Genomic DNA, 16,391 nt, shown 5'->3' with positions numbered 1-16,391 from the left:
GGGGTGCTGGCGGAGCGGCGGGGGCTGCATCATCCCGGTGCGTTGATTGCCTCCGAGCCCTTCACCGGCCACGCGTGGTTCAACCGCGCGGAGGACCAGATGCTGGGCAACCTCGTGTTCGCCACGCCGCGCTTCGACGGAAACCTGTACGTCGAGCCGACGGATGCGCGACTGGCGCAGGGGCCCGAACCCTTCACCTACGCGCCGACCCGCGCGCTCGTCATGCTGGCGGAACAGGCAGGAGGCGTGACGGTGGAGACGTTGCCGGCGCTGGAGGGGAAGATGTCCAGCGTGGTGCTCGCCAAGGGGGAGCATGCCCTGACGGCCACGCGCGCAGAGCCCGCCATCGTCTACGTGGCGGAGGGTTCGGGCTCCCTGGATGCGGCGGACGAGCGGCCGGTGAAGCCGGGCCAGCTCTGGGTGCTACGCCGCGACGCGACGGTGCGCGTGGCGGAGGGGGCCTCGCTGATGATGTATGTCTTTCGTCCTCCCGTGGACGCTCCGCCAGACGTGGCGCACGCGCCCTGAGGCGCCCGAGGCTTCGTTGCCTCGCGATGAACGCCCGAGACTTCGCGGTGGATGGCCCGAAGGTCCACTCCACAACGGCCGGTGCCGAGGCGCGTTGCATGAAGGACTCGAGGGGCGCGACTCGCACGGAGACCGTGCTCCCAACCCGCCCGATGATGTTCGGAGGGCCGCCCGAGCCCCCATTTGAGGGAGCCCGTGACAGGTTGCCCGCTTCATTCGTGGCGTCTCGACGTGGCGGGGTTGACCCTCACGCGGCGTGAGGCCTTAGACATCTCATCCGAGGTGAAGAGATGGCTCTGACGGTCAGCCAGGTGGCCCGATTGGCGAAGGTCAGTGTTCGGGCGCTGCATCACTACGACGAGCTCGGCCTGCTGTGTCCTTCGGGGCGCAGCGAGGCCGGGTATCGGCTGTATACGCAGGCGGACCTGGAGCGGTTGCAGCAGGTGCTCTTCTTCCGGGAGCTCGCCTTCCCGCTGGAGGAGATCCGCCGCATCCTGGGTGACCCTCGCTTCGACCTTCGCGCGGCCTTGCTCATGCAGCGGCAGTTGCTGACCGAGCGGGCCTCGCGGCTGGACGCACTCCGCCACGCCGTGGACGCGGCGTTGGACGCACTGGACCAGGGGAAGACGATGGACAGCGAGAAGATGTTCGAGGCGTTTGGGGACTTCGACCCCTCGAAGTACGAGGCCGAGGTGAAGGAGCGCTGGGGCGACACGGAGGCCTACAAGGAATCGGCCCGGCGGACCTCGCGCTACAAGAAGGAGGACTGGAGCGCCATCAAGGCGGAAGGGGACCAGCTCATGAAGGCGCTCGCGGAGCACCTCGGCGCAGGACGCGCGCCGACAGAGCCCGACGTGCTGGCGCTCGCGGAGGCGCATCGCCAGTACATCTCGAAGTGGTTCTACCCGTGCTCATACGTCATCCACCGGGGGCTCGGGGAGATGTACGTGAGTGACTCCCGCTTCACGGAGAACATCGACAGTGTGAAGCCCGGGCTCTCGCGGTACCTGCGAGACGCCTTCGTGGCCAACGCGGAACGCAACGGCGTGGAGTCGTGACGTCCGTCACGCCCGGGCGACTGGACGTCGTCTCGCCCTGAGCCACACGAAGCCGAGCCCCGCCCAGCCGAGCAGGGACAGCAGGAGTCCCGCGCGGAAGCTGAGCGGGGTGTAGTCGAAGCGGACGTGGTGCTCACCGCGTGAAAGGCGCACGGCTCGCAGCGAGTGGTCCGCGCGGTGGATGGGGGCGTCCTTGCCGTCCACTGTCGCGCGCCATCCCGGGTAGTAGCTGTCCGAGACGATGAGGTAGCTGTCGTCGCAAGCCCTCACGTCCAGTGCCAGGTGCTGGGCTCCGCTGCTGGAGGGCCGCACGGAGCCTTCGCAATCGGGACGTTCGAGTGGCTCGCCCGAGGCGAGAAAGGCAATCTCCCGGAAGGGCTGGTCGGCATCCAGCACCGCCTCCAGGGCTTCGTCATCCGTGACGACGCGGGCGCGCTGGACGAGGAAGGCTCGGGGCAGGGCGGTGCGCGAGCGGGAGAGCGTGGTGCCGTCCTCGGCGCGGTGGAGCAGCTCCAGGTCGTCGAACGGGGGCGGGCCCTGGCGGAGATAATGTGTGACTCCAGCCAGGTCATAGACGCTGCGCTCTCCGGCGAGGTGGAAGCGGTCCGAGCGCACGGGCTCGGGGGCGCCGTAGCCTTCGAGTGCGGGCAGTCGCTCCTCGACGAACCTGTTCGGCATGAGGCGGTCGAGGCTGCGCTCGATGGTGTTCGTCACCACGGCGCGAGTGGGGTCCTCGGGGCCTTCGATGTCCGCGCTGATGCGTCCCTGAAACGGCTGGGGCAACAGCGTGCGTAGGGAGAAGGGCTGTCGCAGCGAGTCCCAGGGCGTGTACTTGGGAATCCCCAGCAGCGAGTGTGCCGCCGCGAGTTCGAGGACGGCGAGAGCCGCGAGTCCATGGCGAACGCGGCGCGGGCGCGCGAAGGACCACGGCAGGAGGAAGAGGATGAGGGTGGCGAGCCCGAGCGCGAAGGGCACCCAGGGTGCACCGGCCTCGGCGGAGGCGCGCATGGGGAGCATGCGCACCACGGGGCCGATGGCTGCGATGGCTGCGCCCATGGCGACGAAGGCGATGGCGGCCTTCAGTCGGGAGGGAGGCAGCTTTCGTGCGAGCCGGCCCAGCGCATCCAGCCCGAAGGCCGAGAGCACCGCGAGGCAGAAGGCCGCGCCCACGAAGTACTTCGCGGGGTAGCGGAAGAGCGAGAACGGCGGCACGGACTGGAGGACCCAGGCCGAGGGAGGAAAGTGCCGCCCCAGACTCAGCATCACCAGCGTGAGGGCCCCTACGATGAAGGGCCGTGCGCGACGCGGGCCATGGAGTCCGCCGACGATTGCGAGCGCACAGGGCAGGGTGCCGAGAAACAGGTTGAGGATGAACCACTGGTCCTCGCCCCAGTACCTGTCACGAGGCCAGTCCGCGAGCGGCCACACAGAAGACAGCACTTGCGGCCAGGATACGGACCAGGCGAGCTGCTCGGCCCAGCCGCGCTGGGAGCGCAGGGAGTTCCGAGCGAACTCCGCCGCAGGGAACAGCGCCACCGACGCGAGCACGGCGGACAGGATGAAGCCCCCGGTGATACGCGCCACCGCGAGTCCCCGGGCCTGGAGGCGGGTCCGTGCGTCGCGCGTGCTCGAAGGCGCTACCGACGAAGGAACGCCGTGGAGCTGAGAACGGGGGACCGCTTCGCGACCCATCGATGGATTCCGCGCGGCCGTACCGTGCTCGGCGATGTGCTCATGCGCGAGGAGGTGAGGTTGTTCGAGTCCCGCGTCCGAGGGCCTCGCGGCTCTGGCGGCAATCAACTGTTCCGCACGGAGTGGTCGATGGCCCTCCTCCGTCAGTTCCGAGGTGGCGCCGAACAGAGGCTGGCTCGACCGCGCGACTTCGGAGTGATGCGACGCTGCCGCGGTCAGTACCGCGTGGGGCTGAAGGGCTCGGCTCGCTGCTTCAGAATCGGAGCGGACCTGGGTCCCTTGCTCGCTCGCGGTCGATGTGTCGGCGTGTGGCCCCGCCAACGTCGCGACCGAAACAGGGGGAGGCGTGCCAATGGGTAGCGGCTGAGCGGCTGCATGCGCCTCGGGCGTGGGCAACCCACGTGTCGCCGAGGGCCCTTCATGCGCCCGACGCCTCGACGAATCCGTGAGGAATGCCACCAGCACCGCGACGATTCCCTGCCACAGCGTGGTCTCGGGCGAGCCCGCGAAGAGAGACAGGGCAGAGAAGATGGAGAGGCGAGCGAGCGGACCGGGTCCGGGCCGGTGCGCGAGGTCATGCGCCGCGAGGAGGATGAACCCGCTCCATGCTGCCGCGTCCACGACGTTCTGCTGGATGCCCAGGTCCGTCATCATCGGTGACAGGCCGAACATCGCCCCCGCGACGAGTGACGCGGGCCACGAGGCTCGCAGCTTCCTGGCGAGCAGGAACACTCCCACCGAGGCGAGCGCCGCGTGCGCGATGTGCAACACCGTCATCGAGACGATGGGACCGGAGACGAGCACCGCCACCCATCGCGGTGGATAGAACACCTGCGAGTAGAGCGTGGCCGCGAACGGTTGCCCCAGTCGCAGGTACGGCGTCCACAGCGGCAGTTCGCCCGCGCGCAGGGACTCCAACAGGAAGGCGGAGTCAGGGAAGAAGATGCGGAACACGTCTCGACCGGCGAGCAGCTCTCCGCGCAGCACCGGGCTGTAGGCGAAGGCGAGCATCGCCACGAGCCCCGCGACGGCGAGCCCCGCCTTCTTCACTTCCGTCCGCCGCGCGGTCATGGATGGCCCGTCGCGGTGGTGCGCTCACGAATCCACAGCACGTAGTTGCCGTCACGAGCCTCCTCGCGCCAGCCGCCGAGCACCTTCAGGTTGTCGAGCAGGATGTTGCCGGGGTTCTCGATGTCCCAGAGCAGGTAGTCCGGGTCATAGCGCGTCAGGGCTTCTTCCCAGCCGGGCTCGCCCCAGACGAGCTTGTCGTAGTCCTCGTGGACCGACATGGGAAACGGGTCGTTCCGGCTGTCGATGAACACCTTGTAGTCGGCGCCCGCGAAGAACGAGATGGGCCCGCCGATGACGAAGGGGTTGAGCACCTTGCCCGGAGGATGTTTGCGCAGCGCCTCGAAGACCGGGATGGGGATGACGGAGCGCTTCACGCCCTGCTCGAACGGCAGTGGGCTCTGCGCATGAATCAGGACAAGTCCCAGCAGCGCCAGCGTGGGCCAGAGCCCGCCGCTGGCCTTGTCGTTCCAACCAGCCGTCAGTCCATCGAACCGTGACCAGAAGCGCTTCCACGCTCCGACCGGCGCGTCCGTTGCCACGGCGGTGTCCCGGCTCAACGCGACATGCTCCAGGAGGGCGAGCGCCAGCAGCACGGCGGCGAAGGGGGCATGGCGCTGCACCTTGATGGCGGCGAGGCCGAGCACGAAGGTGGGGAGGAGGATGGCCACTTTGCGCACGCGAGCCTGTCCCACGGCGAAGCAGGCCGCGCCGCCGAGCGCGAGGTAGGCCCAGCTCGAGGCAAGGTCCAGGTTGAGCGGGCGCCACTCGACGATGGTCTGCGTGGACGGCAGCAGCGAGTGATGGAGCGGGTACAGGTAGATGTTGAGCCCGTCCGGACCCAGTCCCGCCATGAGGAACGCGGCGACGCTGAAGCCGATGGCGCGCAGCGAGCGCCGGCGCGACTCCGGGGTGCCCTCGTCCAGGGCCTGTCCGACAGCGGTCGCGCCGAGCAGCGCGGGGCCGAGCAGCCAGCTCCCGTGGACGTTGGCCCAGACGGCGCCGAGGAAGGGGAACACCCAGAGGATGCGGTCATTGCCCGCGCGCCAGGACTGGATGGCGAGCACCGCGAGGGTGAAGAGCAGGTGGCCCAGATGGTAGGGGCGCTCTTGAGGCCACGTGGGCGCGTAGACGACGAGGAGGGCCGCGAGCGTCGCCACGGCGAGCAACCCACGCCGCCCCGAGGCCGCGCGCTCCAGGACGGTCCACAGGAGCATGAGGTTGAGGGCGACGAGGCCGGCGACCAGGAGAGCGGGCCCAGCGGCGCCGAGCCAGCGGACCAGTGCGACGCAGAGGACGCCGAAGCCCCACTCATGAGGGACCCAGCCGGCGGTGCCCGTGACGCTGAAGGGGTCGATGCGAGTGAAGCCGTTCTTCAAGACGAACTGTCCACCGGCGAGGTGGAAGAACAGGTCGAAGTTCTTGAGCGGCGACATCCCGAGCCGCACGGTGAGCACCAGTGCCGCCAGGGCCGCTGGACCGGGAAGGAGGAGGGACCGCGTTCTCATGTGGGCCGCAGGCTACTTCGCTCCTGGCGCCCTGCGAAGGCATGCCTGCAGGGAAGGACAGGGGGCGAGTAGGGTCCTGGGCGTGGCAGGGTGCTGCCTGTGCCGCGAAAGCCGTCGGGATGCGGCAGGACGAAGTCCCCGGGGCTCCTGCGAGGAGCGGTCCGAGATGGAGATCACATGAGTCGTGCCTATCGGCTGTCGTGGAGTGCGGTGACGCTGCTCTTGCTGACCTGGGGGGTGGCAGGCTGCAAGTGTGAGGCGAATGGGAGCGACCCCGACGCGAAGATGCTCGCGGTCATCGGCACTCGTTGCGCGGCTCCGAGCGATTGTGGCCCAGGCCTGGTGTGCGCCGGCGGGACGAACTTCGCTCACACGGATGGGGGCTCGACCTGTGAGCTTGCCTGCAACCCGAGAGGAAATGACTCTTGTCCTGAAGGGTGGAGCTGCGTCATCACCAGAGATGGCCCTGGCTCCACTCTTCCAGGACATTGCCGCGACATTCGTCCGTGAAGTTGCACGTGGGAGGGACTCGATTCGCGAGGTCTGGGGTGGGTTCAGTCCACGCGTCCAGTGAGTCGTTGTTCCAAGAGGGTGTCGCCAGCCAGTTGTGCGTACCGGTGAAGGCGCTGCATGATTGCAATGTTGGTTCGTTCATCACGAATCAACCAATCAACAGCGTCCGTCAGCGACTCATGTGCGAGGTCATTCTCGACGGCCAGCGCCAGCAGTGCATAAGCCAAGGTTCGTGCGGCGTCGGGGTCACCCTGGCCAAGGGCGATTCGGATCTCACGGGCGAGCGACTGCACTCCTTGGCGAGGCTCGACCATCGCTTGATGAATCAGTTCACGAACGTCCAGGGTCATGGGTCGCTCAATCCTATGGGAGGGCTCCAGGCTACTTTGCCCCTGGGACGCCTGCGAAGAAGGATGGTTGCTGGGGCGCAGGAGGAGACTGAGGCATCGCCGGTCCCGAGGCCTGGTGGGGCAGCGGGGTCAGTGCTCGCAGGTGCTCTGTTCATGGTTCCAGGCGCCACCCGAGTCGAGGCACGTGTCGATGCGCCACCACCGCCCGCAATATGGCACTCCGAGCGACACAGTCAGCCCCAGGAGCACAGCCATGGTGGCATATCGCCAACGGGTCGCGAGCCAATCACCGAGGGTTCGTGGGTTCATGATCGTCAGGTGCTTCGAGATAGGGAAAGGGCATTGGAGCGAGGACTGGGGCTTGTCGCAAGCCTTTGGCTCTAGTTTGCGAACACTCCCCTAGCGCATGTTCAACGCGGCGTTCAGGGCCGCCGCAGCCGCGCAGGCCCAGCGCCGGCCGATGGCGACATAGCCTGGCGCGTGGATGAAGGGCGGAAGATCCTCCTGGGACCTGCGGTCGACGTCCATGTTCAGGGGCCAGGCGTCCTGCGAGGCTCTCGCCAGTCGCACCGCCCGCCACGACGCGCCCGCAGCCTCCAGGACACTCAGGTAATCGTCCCGCACCAGCCAGCGTGCGGCATTCTCCAGGATGACGGGCCGCATCGCCCTCGTCGCCGGTTGGACGGGGTGCCACTGCTTGGCCCGCCGGCGATATTCCTTCAACTCCTCCTGGCGCAGCGCGATGAGCCTCTCCCGAAAGGAGTCCTCCGTGTCCTCCAGGAGCTCCAGCGTGGTGCGCCCTTGCTTCGCGTAGAACATGTCCGTCGCGTCATCCGCTCGGGCCCTGGCTTCCACGAACGCGACATAGTCCCGGGTGGCCGCAAGCAGCTCCCGCTCCGCCTCTTCCAGAGGGGTGATCGTCGCCGGCCGCGACTCCTCAGGCACCTCGACGAAGCACTCCTCATAGGGTCCGCTCAGGCCTCGCGGGTCGAGGCTCGAATGCTTGTAGCGGTACCAGGCGACGCGATCCGGGAAGACGAGGGCGAACTCCGGCAACGGGGGCTGCCGTGGTGGCGGCGTGTGGAGCGCCCAGTCACCGGGATCGACGGTGCACAGCGTCCGGATCGCTTGCAGGCCCCGCACCCGCTGGAGATCCAGCCATGCATAGAACGAGGGCTCGAAATCCCCCTCGCAGGCGAAGCCGCGAAAGACGTCCCCCTCCCTCTTCGTCACGCCCACCCACGGGTCGTCGAGCACTGCCGCTCGCAGGTCGCGCCCCCCGAGCCGCGCATTGCCGACGATGACGGCCTGCCATGCATAGAGATGGACCGAAACGAGCATCCCCCTACCTTCCCGAGCCCGCACGCCGGTGACAAGCCCCCACGCGTCGTACGGTTCCGGTAGTCGCGGAGGTCACTGTCGCGTGAGAAGGTTCAGGTGGCGCCCCGCCCCCACGGCCCAGCGCGCCGGGCGGCGGCAGGTCCACCTTCACCAGGTCCATGGATACAGGACCGCTGACGCGGTTCATGCGGATTCCCTTCCTCCGTTGCTCATTTGTGCCGCGCGTTGCTCGAGTTGAGTCAACACCAGATGTGCGGACGCCACGTTGGTCGCGCACGGCGTATTGTGCACTTCGCAGGCGCGGACCAGGGCGTTGATGTCCGGTTCGTGCGACTGCGGGGTCATCGGGTCGCGCAGGAAGATCACGCAGTCGATCTCACCTTCCACCAGCAGCGAGCCGATCTGCAAGTCGCCGCCAAAGGGGCCGGAGTGCTTGCGGTTTACTTCCAGCCCCAGCTCGTTGGTCAGGCGGCCGCCGGTGGTGCCGGTGGCGGTCAGCGTGCAGGTTGAGAGGAAGGCTTTGTATTCAGCGGCCAGGGCGAGCATGTCGTCTTTTTTCGTGTCGTGAGCAATCAATGCAATGCGGAGTTTCATTCGGGATTCCCTAGGTTTCTAGACGGCGGATAGAGCCAGGCCCGCACAAGGGCGATGTTGGATATCCCCGCGATACCCAGAACCTACCCACCATCCATCTCGGCTCAACCCCTAACATCGTCCTCCGCGAATTCGCGAGTTATCACCTGCTCCTCTCGCACAAAAAAGACATCGACACTGTCCCTCCGGACAATGGGCCTCATGTTCACGAAGACAGCGGATATGCGGGATAGACGCCCTGTTGAAGGGAGAGGGTGGAGCGGGGTTGAGGAAGTCCCCTGAGAGATGCTCCCGGCCGGCGTGAGCGGGCTGACCTGCGGGGCCGCATGTCCCCCCAGTGAGCCCCGCAAACGGGGACGAGAGCGGGGCAAGACGGGACGGGCGGCACAACGAACCGACGTGAGCCCAAGGCGATAGTGGATAACGCGCGCATGCCCGGATCGAGCATCCTCGGCCCATCGCTGAAATGCCTGAGGGGTCGAAGGGTACGCGCTTCGATGCACTCACCTCGCGAAGCAACGGGCACGGCCGTATGTGAAAGGCCCGTCGAGTTGGCCTCCGCGGAGGCGGTGACGGTGGCTCGCATCAAGCAGGACGAGGAAGCCTCGCGTGTCGTCACATTGACTCGGCGATTCTGTGAAGTCGCGCGCTCGCGAGGCGCTTCACAGGGCGCAAGACCCACGAGGTCTTGCAGGCCCTGTGAAGGTTTCACCATTGCGCTCCAGGCCCGCTACCGTCTTCGGGGTACCTCGGTCAGTTGAGCCACTTGCTCGAGGGAGCGAGCTTCACGATCGCGGCCTCGATCTCGCCATCCAGGTCGCTGCGCAGTTGTTCGCGATCAGCATCCACGGTGGCGGTCGTGGTCGTCTCGGTGACCGTGGTGCGGTTGCGGTTACCCACCCGTCGCGTGCTCACGCTCTTCGTGGTGTTGCTCACCTGGTCGCGGCGGCCTTCGCTGGTGAACGAGATCGGGAAGCCTCCGATGGGCTTTCCGTCGGCGAGGTCGAAGGCGACGACGTCGCCCTCGAAGGAGCGCCCCTTCACCTCACGGGTGCGCAGCACGAAGACGTAGGCGAGGTTGGCGCAGGCATCGAGGTACTCGATGGCGACGTTGGCGTGCACGTTGGCGGCGGTCTGCATGCCGTAGGTGCCCTTGGAGAGGAGCTGGCCGCAGGCCTGAATCAGCCCCGCCTGCCTCACCCGCATATTGTAGTGCGGAGGCTCGTCCTTGAAAACCGAGAGGTCGTCGAGGTCCTCGGCGTAGACCACGGTGCCGGTGCGCAGCGGCGTGGTCGTGAGGAAGGCCATGACGAGGGGCGCCGCGCCGAGCGTGAGCGAGCCCTCCTTCACCGGCGGCAGCGCCCGCGCCTGGTCCGCGATGGATGTCACCTTGGCGAGCTTTGGGGCCACGGCCATGCGGCGCTGCTCGATGGCCTTCTTGGCCTCACTGCCGCAACCCGCGGCCAGGACCGCCGCCAACAAGAGTGCTTTCTTCGTCACGCTCAATCTCCTGTCTGCTGCACCGCGGGACCGGCGGGATGTCGGATGAGCAAGATGACCTCGCTGGTGCGCGACCTTGAAGATCCGCGTTCCACGACGCATGGCTCATGCGACAACTATAGGCAGCCCCGCCGCCGCTCGGATAGGGCTCCAGGAACACAAACCAGCCCGTTGTCTTCTTGTCTCGTGCAGCGTCCTGGACTCCTTCCCGCCGCCGACCTCGCCCCGCTACGCGAAGTCGCTTCGTCACCCACGGCGAAGCAGGGAGCCGTCCGCCGCGTCCGCTTCACTCCAGCACTCGCCTGTTCCTCGAATGAAATTCGCTTCGAGACAGCTTTCGAAGACATGAGCCCAGGCTCGGCGTTCAGATGGAGGCCGACGGAGCATATCGAATGGACGCACGGTCTAAATCATGGCGACGTCATGGTTCGACGTTGCTTGCGTGGAACGTGTTTCTCTCGGTGCGGTGGAGGTCAAGGGTTAGGATGGCCTCTCACGAGAAGCCCCAGGGAATGGAGCGGAAATGTCTGTCCGGAGAAGCCTCATTCACGGCGCATGGGCGGTGATGCTCATCTCGGGTTCTGCCCTGGCCGAGGACGCTTCAGGAAAGAGTTGCGTGCCCGTCCACGTGGCGGGTCGTGTCCTGACAGAAGTCTGCTCGGAACCATGGGGAAGCGCGGCCGGGACTCCCCCCACGGGAACAGCGGTGCTGGCGGGGCGGTCAGGGAGTGTCTGGCTCGAGTTTCTCTCGGTCGGGCAACTCGCTCTGATGTTCTGGGGTCGTGCTGAGTCCAGCGCTTCGTGCGAATCGCGGTCCGAGGTGCTTGCTCATCTGCGGCGTGAGACGGGTGTTGTCCTGAAGGGCCCCCGCATCGAGCATTGGGGTAACTGGCCCAACTTCTCCTGGAGGGAGTGCCATGACGGTGCTGTGGCTGGAGACAGATTGAGCGTTTGCTGCGAGCGGAGGGCTGGCGCCAGCAAACGTGGCGTCGTCACGCTCCAGGTCTTACTGCGGACCCGCCACCATGAGCGATGGATGGAAACTCAGCCTCAATCCCAGGGGGAGCAGGTCATCCCTTGAGTGTCATGACCAGGGGGAGGACCGTGATTGGGGACATGAAGATTCTTCAGGGCATGGGACTTCTCCTCGTGCTGGCTCTATGGGGGTGTTCACACTCGGTGGTGCCTCGCGATGTCGCGCATGCCAGGAAGATATCTGAGTGCCTTGTGTCTGCTGGCCGTGAGGAACTTCTCGACCCGAATGATAATTGGGAGCTCTCGCCTGAATGCCGCGAGACATGGTGGGCCGCCGCCGCGGAGATCGAGGAACTCTCAACCTGTCAGGTCGATGACGACTGCTCGCTCGTTGCGTTGCAGCCTGTTCCGTATGATGCGTGTTGGCTGGTCGGTTCGAAGAAGGTGGTGAATGAGGAACTGCCACGTATCAGCCATCTCGTACACGCTGCTTGTGGCTACTACTGCGTCATGTGCTCGGACTCGCCTCGAGTTCGCTGTGTCGCAGGGAGGTGCAGGGCACCGGGATACCCTCGGATACCCGTCCCCTCTGAGACGGAATGTGATGCGCCGCCTCCCTGATTCGTTGGCGGGTACAAGGCCCCCACTCCTCAGCGGGGACGGAACCGAGGCGGTGGGTCGTGCGGTCCATGGACCCCTTGGCTCGGCGGAGCGGGGCGCCCTGCCCTGAGTCGCCTCCTCTGGCAAGTCCTCGTTGCCGACCCCGGATTCCTGGACTTACCCCGCTCCCACCCCCATTGACCCGTGCTATGACAGTTGCCGGACATGGAAGGTCGCCTGCTGCTGAAAAACTGCGCTGTGTTCCGGGCGGATGGCCGGGTCAGGCGCGGTATGGCCGTGGTCGTCGAGGGTGGTGTCATCCGCCGCGTTGCTCCGGACGCGCAGGTGCCTGTCCTTCCAGGTGACTGGGAAGTGGCCTGTCGAGGCCGCCTCGTCGCCCCCGGGCTGGTGGACAGCCACTCGCACCTCGTCAACGGCCAGCTCCTGCCGCCCAATGGCCAGTTCCTCCTCCTGCCGCCTCGCGAGCGACTGGAGCGCATGCGCCGCGTGGCCCGCCTCGTCTCCTCCGAGGACATCGAGGCCCTCACGCGCTTCGCCGCCGCCCGCGCGCTTCGAGATGGTGTCACCCTCGTCGTGGAACACCTCGCCTGCGCCGACGTGGCCGGTGGGCTCACCGCCCAGGCCCGCGCGGCCGAGAGCGTCGGCCTCCGACTGGTGACGAGCCACGCCACCCACAGCATGGATGGCGCCGCTCAGGCTGATGCATGGCTCGACGCCAACGCGGACTTCGCCCGCCGCTACGCGAAGCACCCCCTGGTGCGCGGGGCCCTGGGCTTCCACGCCTCGTATACCTGCGAGGATTCGCTCCTCTCGCGCATCTCCCGGCTCAGCGCGGAGCTCGAAGTCCCCACCGTCTTCCACCTCGCGGAGAACGAGGACGACCTCAGCACCACCTACGCTCGTCACGGTCAGCGGGTGGTGCCCCGGCTCGACGCGCTGGGCCTGCTGGGTCCTCGCGCAATCGCCGGCTACGCACGGGCGCTGGACAGCTCCGAGGCCGCGCGCCTGGAGCAGACCGAAACCTTCGTCTCGCTCGCGGCCCGTGGCGTGCGGACCCTGGAGCGCGGCACGGACCCGATGGAGGCCATCCTCCTGCGGCTGCACCTGCTTGGACTGGGCACGGGCGGCCACGGCACCCTTCAGGACGAGCTGCTCGCGGCCCTCGTGGGCGTGCTGCGCATCTCCCGCGCCGGGCACCTGCCGGACGTGGACAGCACCCTCGCGCACCTGCTCGTCAGCGGCCCCGCGGAGCTGTGTACCCGCCTGTTCGGCCTGCCCTCGGGCACCGTGGAGGAGGGCAGCCTCGCGGACCTCGTCGTCTACGACTCCGTGCCCGCGGCCGACCCCGAGACGGGCTACTCGCCGTATCTCATCGGCCAGCTCGCCCGCTCGCCCGCGGCCTGGACCATCGTCGATGGACGCGTCCGTGTGCGCGAAGGCCAGCTGTTGGGCTCCGACTACGTGGACCTGTCCCGCGCCGCCACCGAGGCGCTCGAGCGCGTCTGGTCTCGCGCCCGACTGGGAAGCTGATACAGGGAGGGCCCATGCCCACCCTCGTGGACACGCTTCGGACCGCGCAAGCCCGGCGCGGCCCCCTGTTGACCGACGCTCGCACCACCGCCTTCCGCGTCCTCCACGGCGAGGCCGATGGCGTCCCCGACGTGACGGCGGACCGCTTCGGTGGCCTGTATGTCCTCAGCCTCTACCGCGACTTCTCTCCCACGGAGGAAGAGGCACTGCTCGACGCCGCGATGACAGCGTGGGCGCCGACGAGCCTGTATCTCAAGCGCCGTCCCCGCGAAGCACGGGTCCTCGCCAACGTGGCGAAGGAGACGCTGGCCCCGGAGACCTCCGCCCGGGGCGAGCCGGTGGAGTCCCTCACGGCCCTGGAGAACGGCCTGTCCTTCCTCATCCGCCCCGGACAGGGCCTCTCCGTGGGGCTGTATCTGGACATGCGCGACACTCGCGCGTGGCTCTTGAAAGAGGCGCGCGGCCTCACCGTGCTCAACCTCTTCGCCTACACCTGTGCATTCGGAGTGGTGGCGAAAGCGGGCGGCGCGAAGCGGGCGCTCAACCTGGACGCGAGTCGCCGCGTGCTGGAGTGGGGTGAGGAGAACGCCCAGCTCAATGGCCAGCCCGTGGACCGCTATGACTACGTGGCCGGTGATGTCTTCGACTGGCTCAAGCGTCTGGCGAAGAAGGGCGAGACGTTCGACCTCGTCATCGCGGACCCTCCGTCGTTCTCCAACACGAAGGAGGCCCGCTTCTCCGCCGCCCGTGACTATGCCCGGCTGGCTGAGGCCACCGCGCGCGTCGTCGCCCCCGGGGGACGGCTGGTCGCCTGCTGCAACCACGCGGGCCTGCCCGCCCGGCGCTTCGAGGCCATGGTGTCCGAGGGCCTCTCCCTCGCGGGGCGGCAGGGCAGGGCGGTGGATTCCTCGGGTCCTTCTTCCCTCGACTTTCCGAGCCCTCCGGGCCAGGAGCCGGCCTTGAAGGTCCACGTCGTCCAACTTCGTTAGCGCCAGGGCCTCTGGCGCGGGTAAGGTCAGGACGCCATGTCTCCCGCCGCACCGCAGCAGCGCGAAACCGGTCGCTTCGGCAAGTACCGGCTCATCGACCGCATCGCCGTCGGAGGGATGGCGGAGATCTTCCTCGCGCACCAGGAAGGCGAGGACGGCCGCGAGTCGCCCGTCGTCATCAAGCGCATCCGCCCGCACCTCTCCAAGCACGCGGCCTTCGTGAAGATGTTCCTCAACGAAGCCCGGCTCGCCTCCCAGCTCAACCACCCCAACGTCGTGCAGATTCACGACCTGGGGAAGATCGCGGAGAGCTACTTCATCGCGATGGAGTACGTGGCCGGCCGGGACATGCGCCGCGTCGTCCCCAAGGCGGAGGCGCTCGGGATTCCCTTCCCGTTGGTGTACGCGGTGAAGATTGCCTCGTGTGTCTGCGCGGGCCTGCACCACGCGCACACGAAGGCGGACCTGTACGACAGCCCGCTCAACATCGTCCACCGGGACGTGTCGCCAGAGAACATCGTCGTCGCCTTCGACGGCTCGGTGAAGATTCTCGACTTCGGCATCGCCAAGGCCGCCAACCAGGTGGGCCAGACGCGCACGGGCGAAATCAAGGGCAAGCTCAGCTACATGAGCCCGGAGCAGTGTCTGGGCAAGGCGCTGGACTGCCGCAGCGACGTGTTCTCGCTCGGCGTGGTGCTCTACGAGTGGCTCACGGGCTTCAAGCTCTTCACGGGCGAGTCCGAGGTCGCCGTGATGCGCAGCATCACCGAGGGGAAGATCTACGCGCCCTCGTACTTCCGCGAGGACCTGCCCGAGCGCGTGGAAGTCATCCTGATGAAGGCGCTGGAGCGAGACCGCGACAGGCGCTACCAGACGGCGGCGGAGATGCAGAAGGACCTGGACGCGTTCCTGGACGCGTACGACTTCACGCCCACGCCGCTGCACCTGGCCAACTTCATCAAGCAGCTCTTCGAGGAGGAGCTCCAGGAGGAGCAGCGCCGGCTGCGCAGCCGCAACGCCACCGCGCCCACCGCCGAGGAGGCGCTGGAGCTGTCGGAGGTCGTGGCATCCCTGGACCCCGGGATTCCTCCGGCCCCGGTGTCCGAGCCACCTCCCGCCGTCACCGCGCCGCTCACCATCCCCCCGGGCATCGCCGCCCTGGCGCCAGGGGGCCCTGACGAGCGCACCGAGCCGCGCATGCTGGCCGTGCCCCTCTCCTTGGACGTGCTGGAGGCGGTGGAGGCGGTGGCCCGCCGCAACGGTGTCCCCGCGGGGCGCATGGTGGCGGAGCTCCTCGAGTCCTGGCTCAAGTACCGCTGACATGCCTCGGCTGAAGCTGACGCTCGAATACGAGGGCACTCGCTACGTGGGCTGGCAGGTGCAGCCCAATGGGCGCTCGCTCCAGGCGGTGATGGAGGAGGCGCTGTCGCGGCTCTTGAGCGAGCCCGTGTCCGTACGGTCCGCCGGGCGCACGGACTCTGGCGTCCACGCCACGGGGCAGGTGATCTGCTTCGACACGGAGCGGGTGCTTCCCATGAAGGCGTACGTCATGGGGCTCAACGGCCTGCTGCCGCACGACGTGGCGGTGGTGGACGCGGTGGAGGCACCCGAGGGGTTCGACCCGCGCCGCTGGTCCCGAGGCAAACGCTACCGTTACCGTCTGAACAATCGCCGCACGCGCTCCCCGCTGCACCGCACGACGCACTGGGAGGTCTTCGCGCCGCTGGATGTCGAGGCGATGCGCAGGGCGTCAGCGCACCTGCTCGGCCGGCATGACTTCTCCGCGTTCCGGGCCGCGGACTGTCAGGCGAAGCACGCGGTTCGCGAGGTGCGGAAAATCACGGTGGAGGGGGAGGCCGGGGGCGCCATCTCCATCGTGGTGGAGGGCACGGCCTTCCTGAAGCACATGGTGCGCAACCTCGTGGGGACGCTGGTGGACGTGGGCAAGGGGAAGCGGCCCGAGGCGTGGGTGGCGGAGGTGCTGGCCTCGCGCAACCGGAAGCTCGCGGGACAGACGGCGCCGCCCCAGGGGCTGGTGCTGGAGCAGGTCTTCTACGCGGATGGCCCGCCTCCTCGGACTCCGGGGGGGGAAGCGGACGTTGACGAGGACGAGGGCTGAACTGG

At 67.6% G+C, this 16,391-nt stretch carries 11 protein-coding genes and 1 pseudogene; 6 read left to right on the top strand and 6 right to left on the bottom strand.

Annotated features, from left to right (window positions below; translation table 11 throughout):
• Both FJV41_RS52275 and FJV41_RS17125 read left to right on the top strand, forming a co-directional pair.
• Positions 1 to 528: pseudogene (locus tag FJV41_RS52275) on the top strand (hypothetical protein); the annotation flags it as partial.
• A 290-nt stretch (positions 529 to 818) separates the two neighbouring features.
• Entirely contained in the window at positions 819 to 1,586 is a 768-nt protein-coding gene (locus FJV41_RS17125) for a MerR family transcriptional regulator (protein ID WP_141643568.1), read from the top strand.
• A gap of 6 nt (positions 1,587 to 1,592) precedes the next feature.
• Here the strand turns inward: FJV41_RS17125 and FJV41_RS53695 are convergent, their stop codons facing one another.
• The 6 genes from FJV41_RS53695 to FJV41_RS17090 all read right to left on the bottom strand — a co-directional run bounded on the left by FJV41_RS53695 (position 1,593) and on the right by FJV41_RS17090 (position 10,158).
• Complete coding sequence (locus FJV41_RS53695) at positions 1,593 to 4,349, bottom strand: YfhO family protein (protein ID WP_246137250.1); 2,757 nt, start codon at positions 4,347 to 4,349, stop codon at positions 1,593 to 1,595.
• Entirely contained in the window at positions 4,346 to 5,854 is a 1,509-nt protein-coding gene (locus FJV41_RS17110; RefSeq protein ID WP_141643567.1) for a hypothetical protein, read from the bottom strand. Before FJV41_RS17110 ends, FJV41_RS53695 begins: the two co-directional genes overlap by 4 nt.
• A gap of 554 nt (positions 5,855 to 6,408) precedes the next feature.
• Positions 6,409 to 6,717, bottom strand: a complete 309-nt coding sequence (locus FJV41_RS17105) for a hypothetical protein (RefSeq protein WP_141643566.1) — start codon at positions 6,715 to 6,717, stop codon at positions 6,409 to 6,411.
• Between the two features lie 399 nt (positions 6,718 to 7,116).
• The gene (locus FJV41_RS17100; RefSeq protein WP_141643565.1) at positions 7,117 to 8,058 is read right to left on the bottom strand and encodes a hypothetical protein; all 942 of its coding nucleotides are present in this window, start codon (positions 8,056 to 8,058) and stop codon (positions 7,117 to 7,119) included.
• Between the two features lie 183 nt (positions 8,059 to 8,241).
• A complete protein-coding gene (locus FJV41_RS17095) occupies positions 8,242 to 8,652 on the bottom strand; it encodes a methylglyoxal synthase (protein ID WP_141643564.1) in 411 nt (136 codons plus the stop codon).
• 753 nt (positions 8,653 to 9,405) lie between these two features.
• Entirely contained in the window at positions 9,406 to 10,158 is a 753-nt protein-coding gene (locus tag FJV41_RS17090) for a hypothetical protein (protein ID WP_141643563.1), read from the bottom strand.
• 1,794 nt (positions 10,159 to 11,952) lie between these two features.
• On the opposite strand from FJV41_RS17090, the gene FJV41_RS17085 reads away from it, so the two are divergent.
• The 4 genes from FJV41_RS17085 to truA are packed head-to-tail and all read left to right on the top strand — an operon-like array spanning position 11,953 to position 16,386.
• A complete protein-coding gene (locus tag FJV41_RS17085; RefSeq protein ID WP_141643562.1) occupies positions 11,953 to 13,278 on the top strand; it encodes an amidohydrolase family protein in 1,326 nt (441 codons plus the stop codon).
• A gap of 14 nt (positions 13,279 to 13,292) precedes the next feature.
• Positions 13,293 to 14,267, top strand: coding sequence for a class I SAM-dependent rRNA methyltransferase (locus FJV41_RS17080; RefSeq protein ID WP_141643561.1), 975 nt, complete (start codon positions 13,293 to 13,295; stop codon positions 14,265 to 14,267).
• 36 nt (positions 14,268 to 14,303) lie between these two features.
• On the top strand, positions 14,304 to 15,587 hold the full coding sequence (locus FJV41_RS17075) for a serine/threonine protein kinase (protein ID WP_141643560.1): 1,284 nt from the start codon (positions 14,304 to 14,306) through the stop codon (positions 15,585 to 15,587).
• A gap of 1 nt (position 15,588) precedes the next feature.
• On the top strand, positions 15,589 to 16,386 hold the full coding sequence (truA, locus tag FJV41_RS17070; RefSeq protein WP_141643559.1) for a tRNA pseudouridine(38-40) synthase TruA: 798 nt from the start codon (positions 15,589 to 15,591) through the stop codon (positions 16,384 to 16,386).
• The last annotated feature ends 5 nt before the right edge of the window (positions 16,387 to 16,391 follow it).

It is taken from the genome of Myxococcus llanfairpwllgwyngyllgogerychwyrndrobwllllantysiliogogogochensis, from assembly GCF_006636215.1.
GTDB classification, from domain to species: Bacteria; Myxococcota; Myxococcia; order Myxococcales; family Myxococcaceae; genus Myxococcus; species Myxococcus llanfairpwllgwyngyllgogerychwyrndrobwllllantysiliogogogochensis.
This window is presented reverse-complemented; position numbering and strand designations above follow the sequence as displayed.

What these genes read in the sequence shown, in the direction of transcription:
- FJV41_RS17125 (WP_141643568.1), top strand. Translation starts at nt 819, where the DNA reads ATGGCTCTGACGGTCAGCCAGGTGGCCCGATTGGCGAAGGTCAGTGTT.
- FJV41_RS53695 (WP_246137250.1), bottom strand. Translation starts at nt 4,349, where the DNA reads ATGACCGCGCGGCGGACGGAAGTGAAGAAGGCGGGGCTCGCCGTCGCG.
- FJV41_RS17110 (WP_141643567.1), bottom strand. Translation starts at nt 5,854, where the DNA reads ATGAGAACGCGGTCCCTCCTCCTTCCCGGTCCAGCGGCCCTGGCGGCA.
- FJV41_RS17105 (WP_141643566.1), bottom strand. Translation starts at nt 6,717, where the DNA reads ATGACCCTGGACGTTCGTGAACTGATTCATCAAGCGATGGTCGAGCCT.
- FJV41_RS17100 (WP_141643565.1), bottom strand. Translation starts at nt 8,058, where the DNA reads ATGCTCGTTTCGGTCCATCTCTATGCATGGCAGGCCGTCATCGTCGGC.
- FJV41_RS17095 (WP_141643564.1), bottom strand. Translation starts at nt 8,652, where the DNA reads ATGAAACTCCGCATTGCATTGATTGCTCACGACACGAAAAAAGACGAC.
- FJV41_RS17085 (WP_141643562.1), top strand. Translation starts at nt 11,953, where the DNA reads ATGGAAGGTCGCCTGCTGCTGAAAAACTGCGCTGTGTTCCGGGCGGAT.
- FJV41_RS17080 (WP_141643561.1), top strand. Translation starts at nt 13,293, where the DNA reads ATGCCCACCCTCGTGGACACGCTTCGGACCGCGCAAGCCCGGCGCGGC.
- FJV41_RS17075 (WP_141643560.1), top strand. Translation starts at nt 14,304, where the DNA reads ATGTCTCCCGCCGCACCGCAGCAGCGCGAAACCGGTCGCTTCGGCAAG.
- truA (WP_141643559.1), top strand. Translation starts at nt 15,589, where the DNA reads ATGCCTCGGCTGAAGCTGACGCTCGAATACGAGGGCACTCGCTACGTG.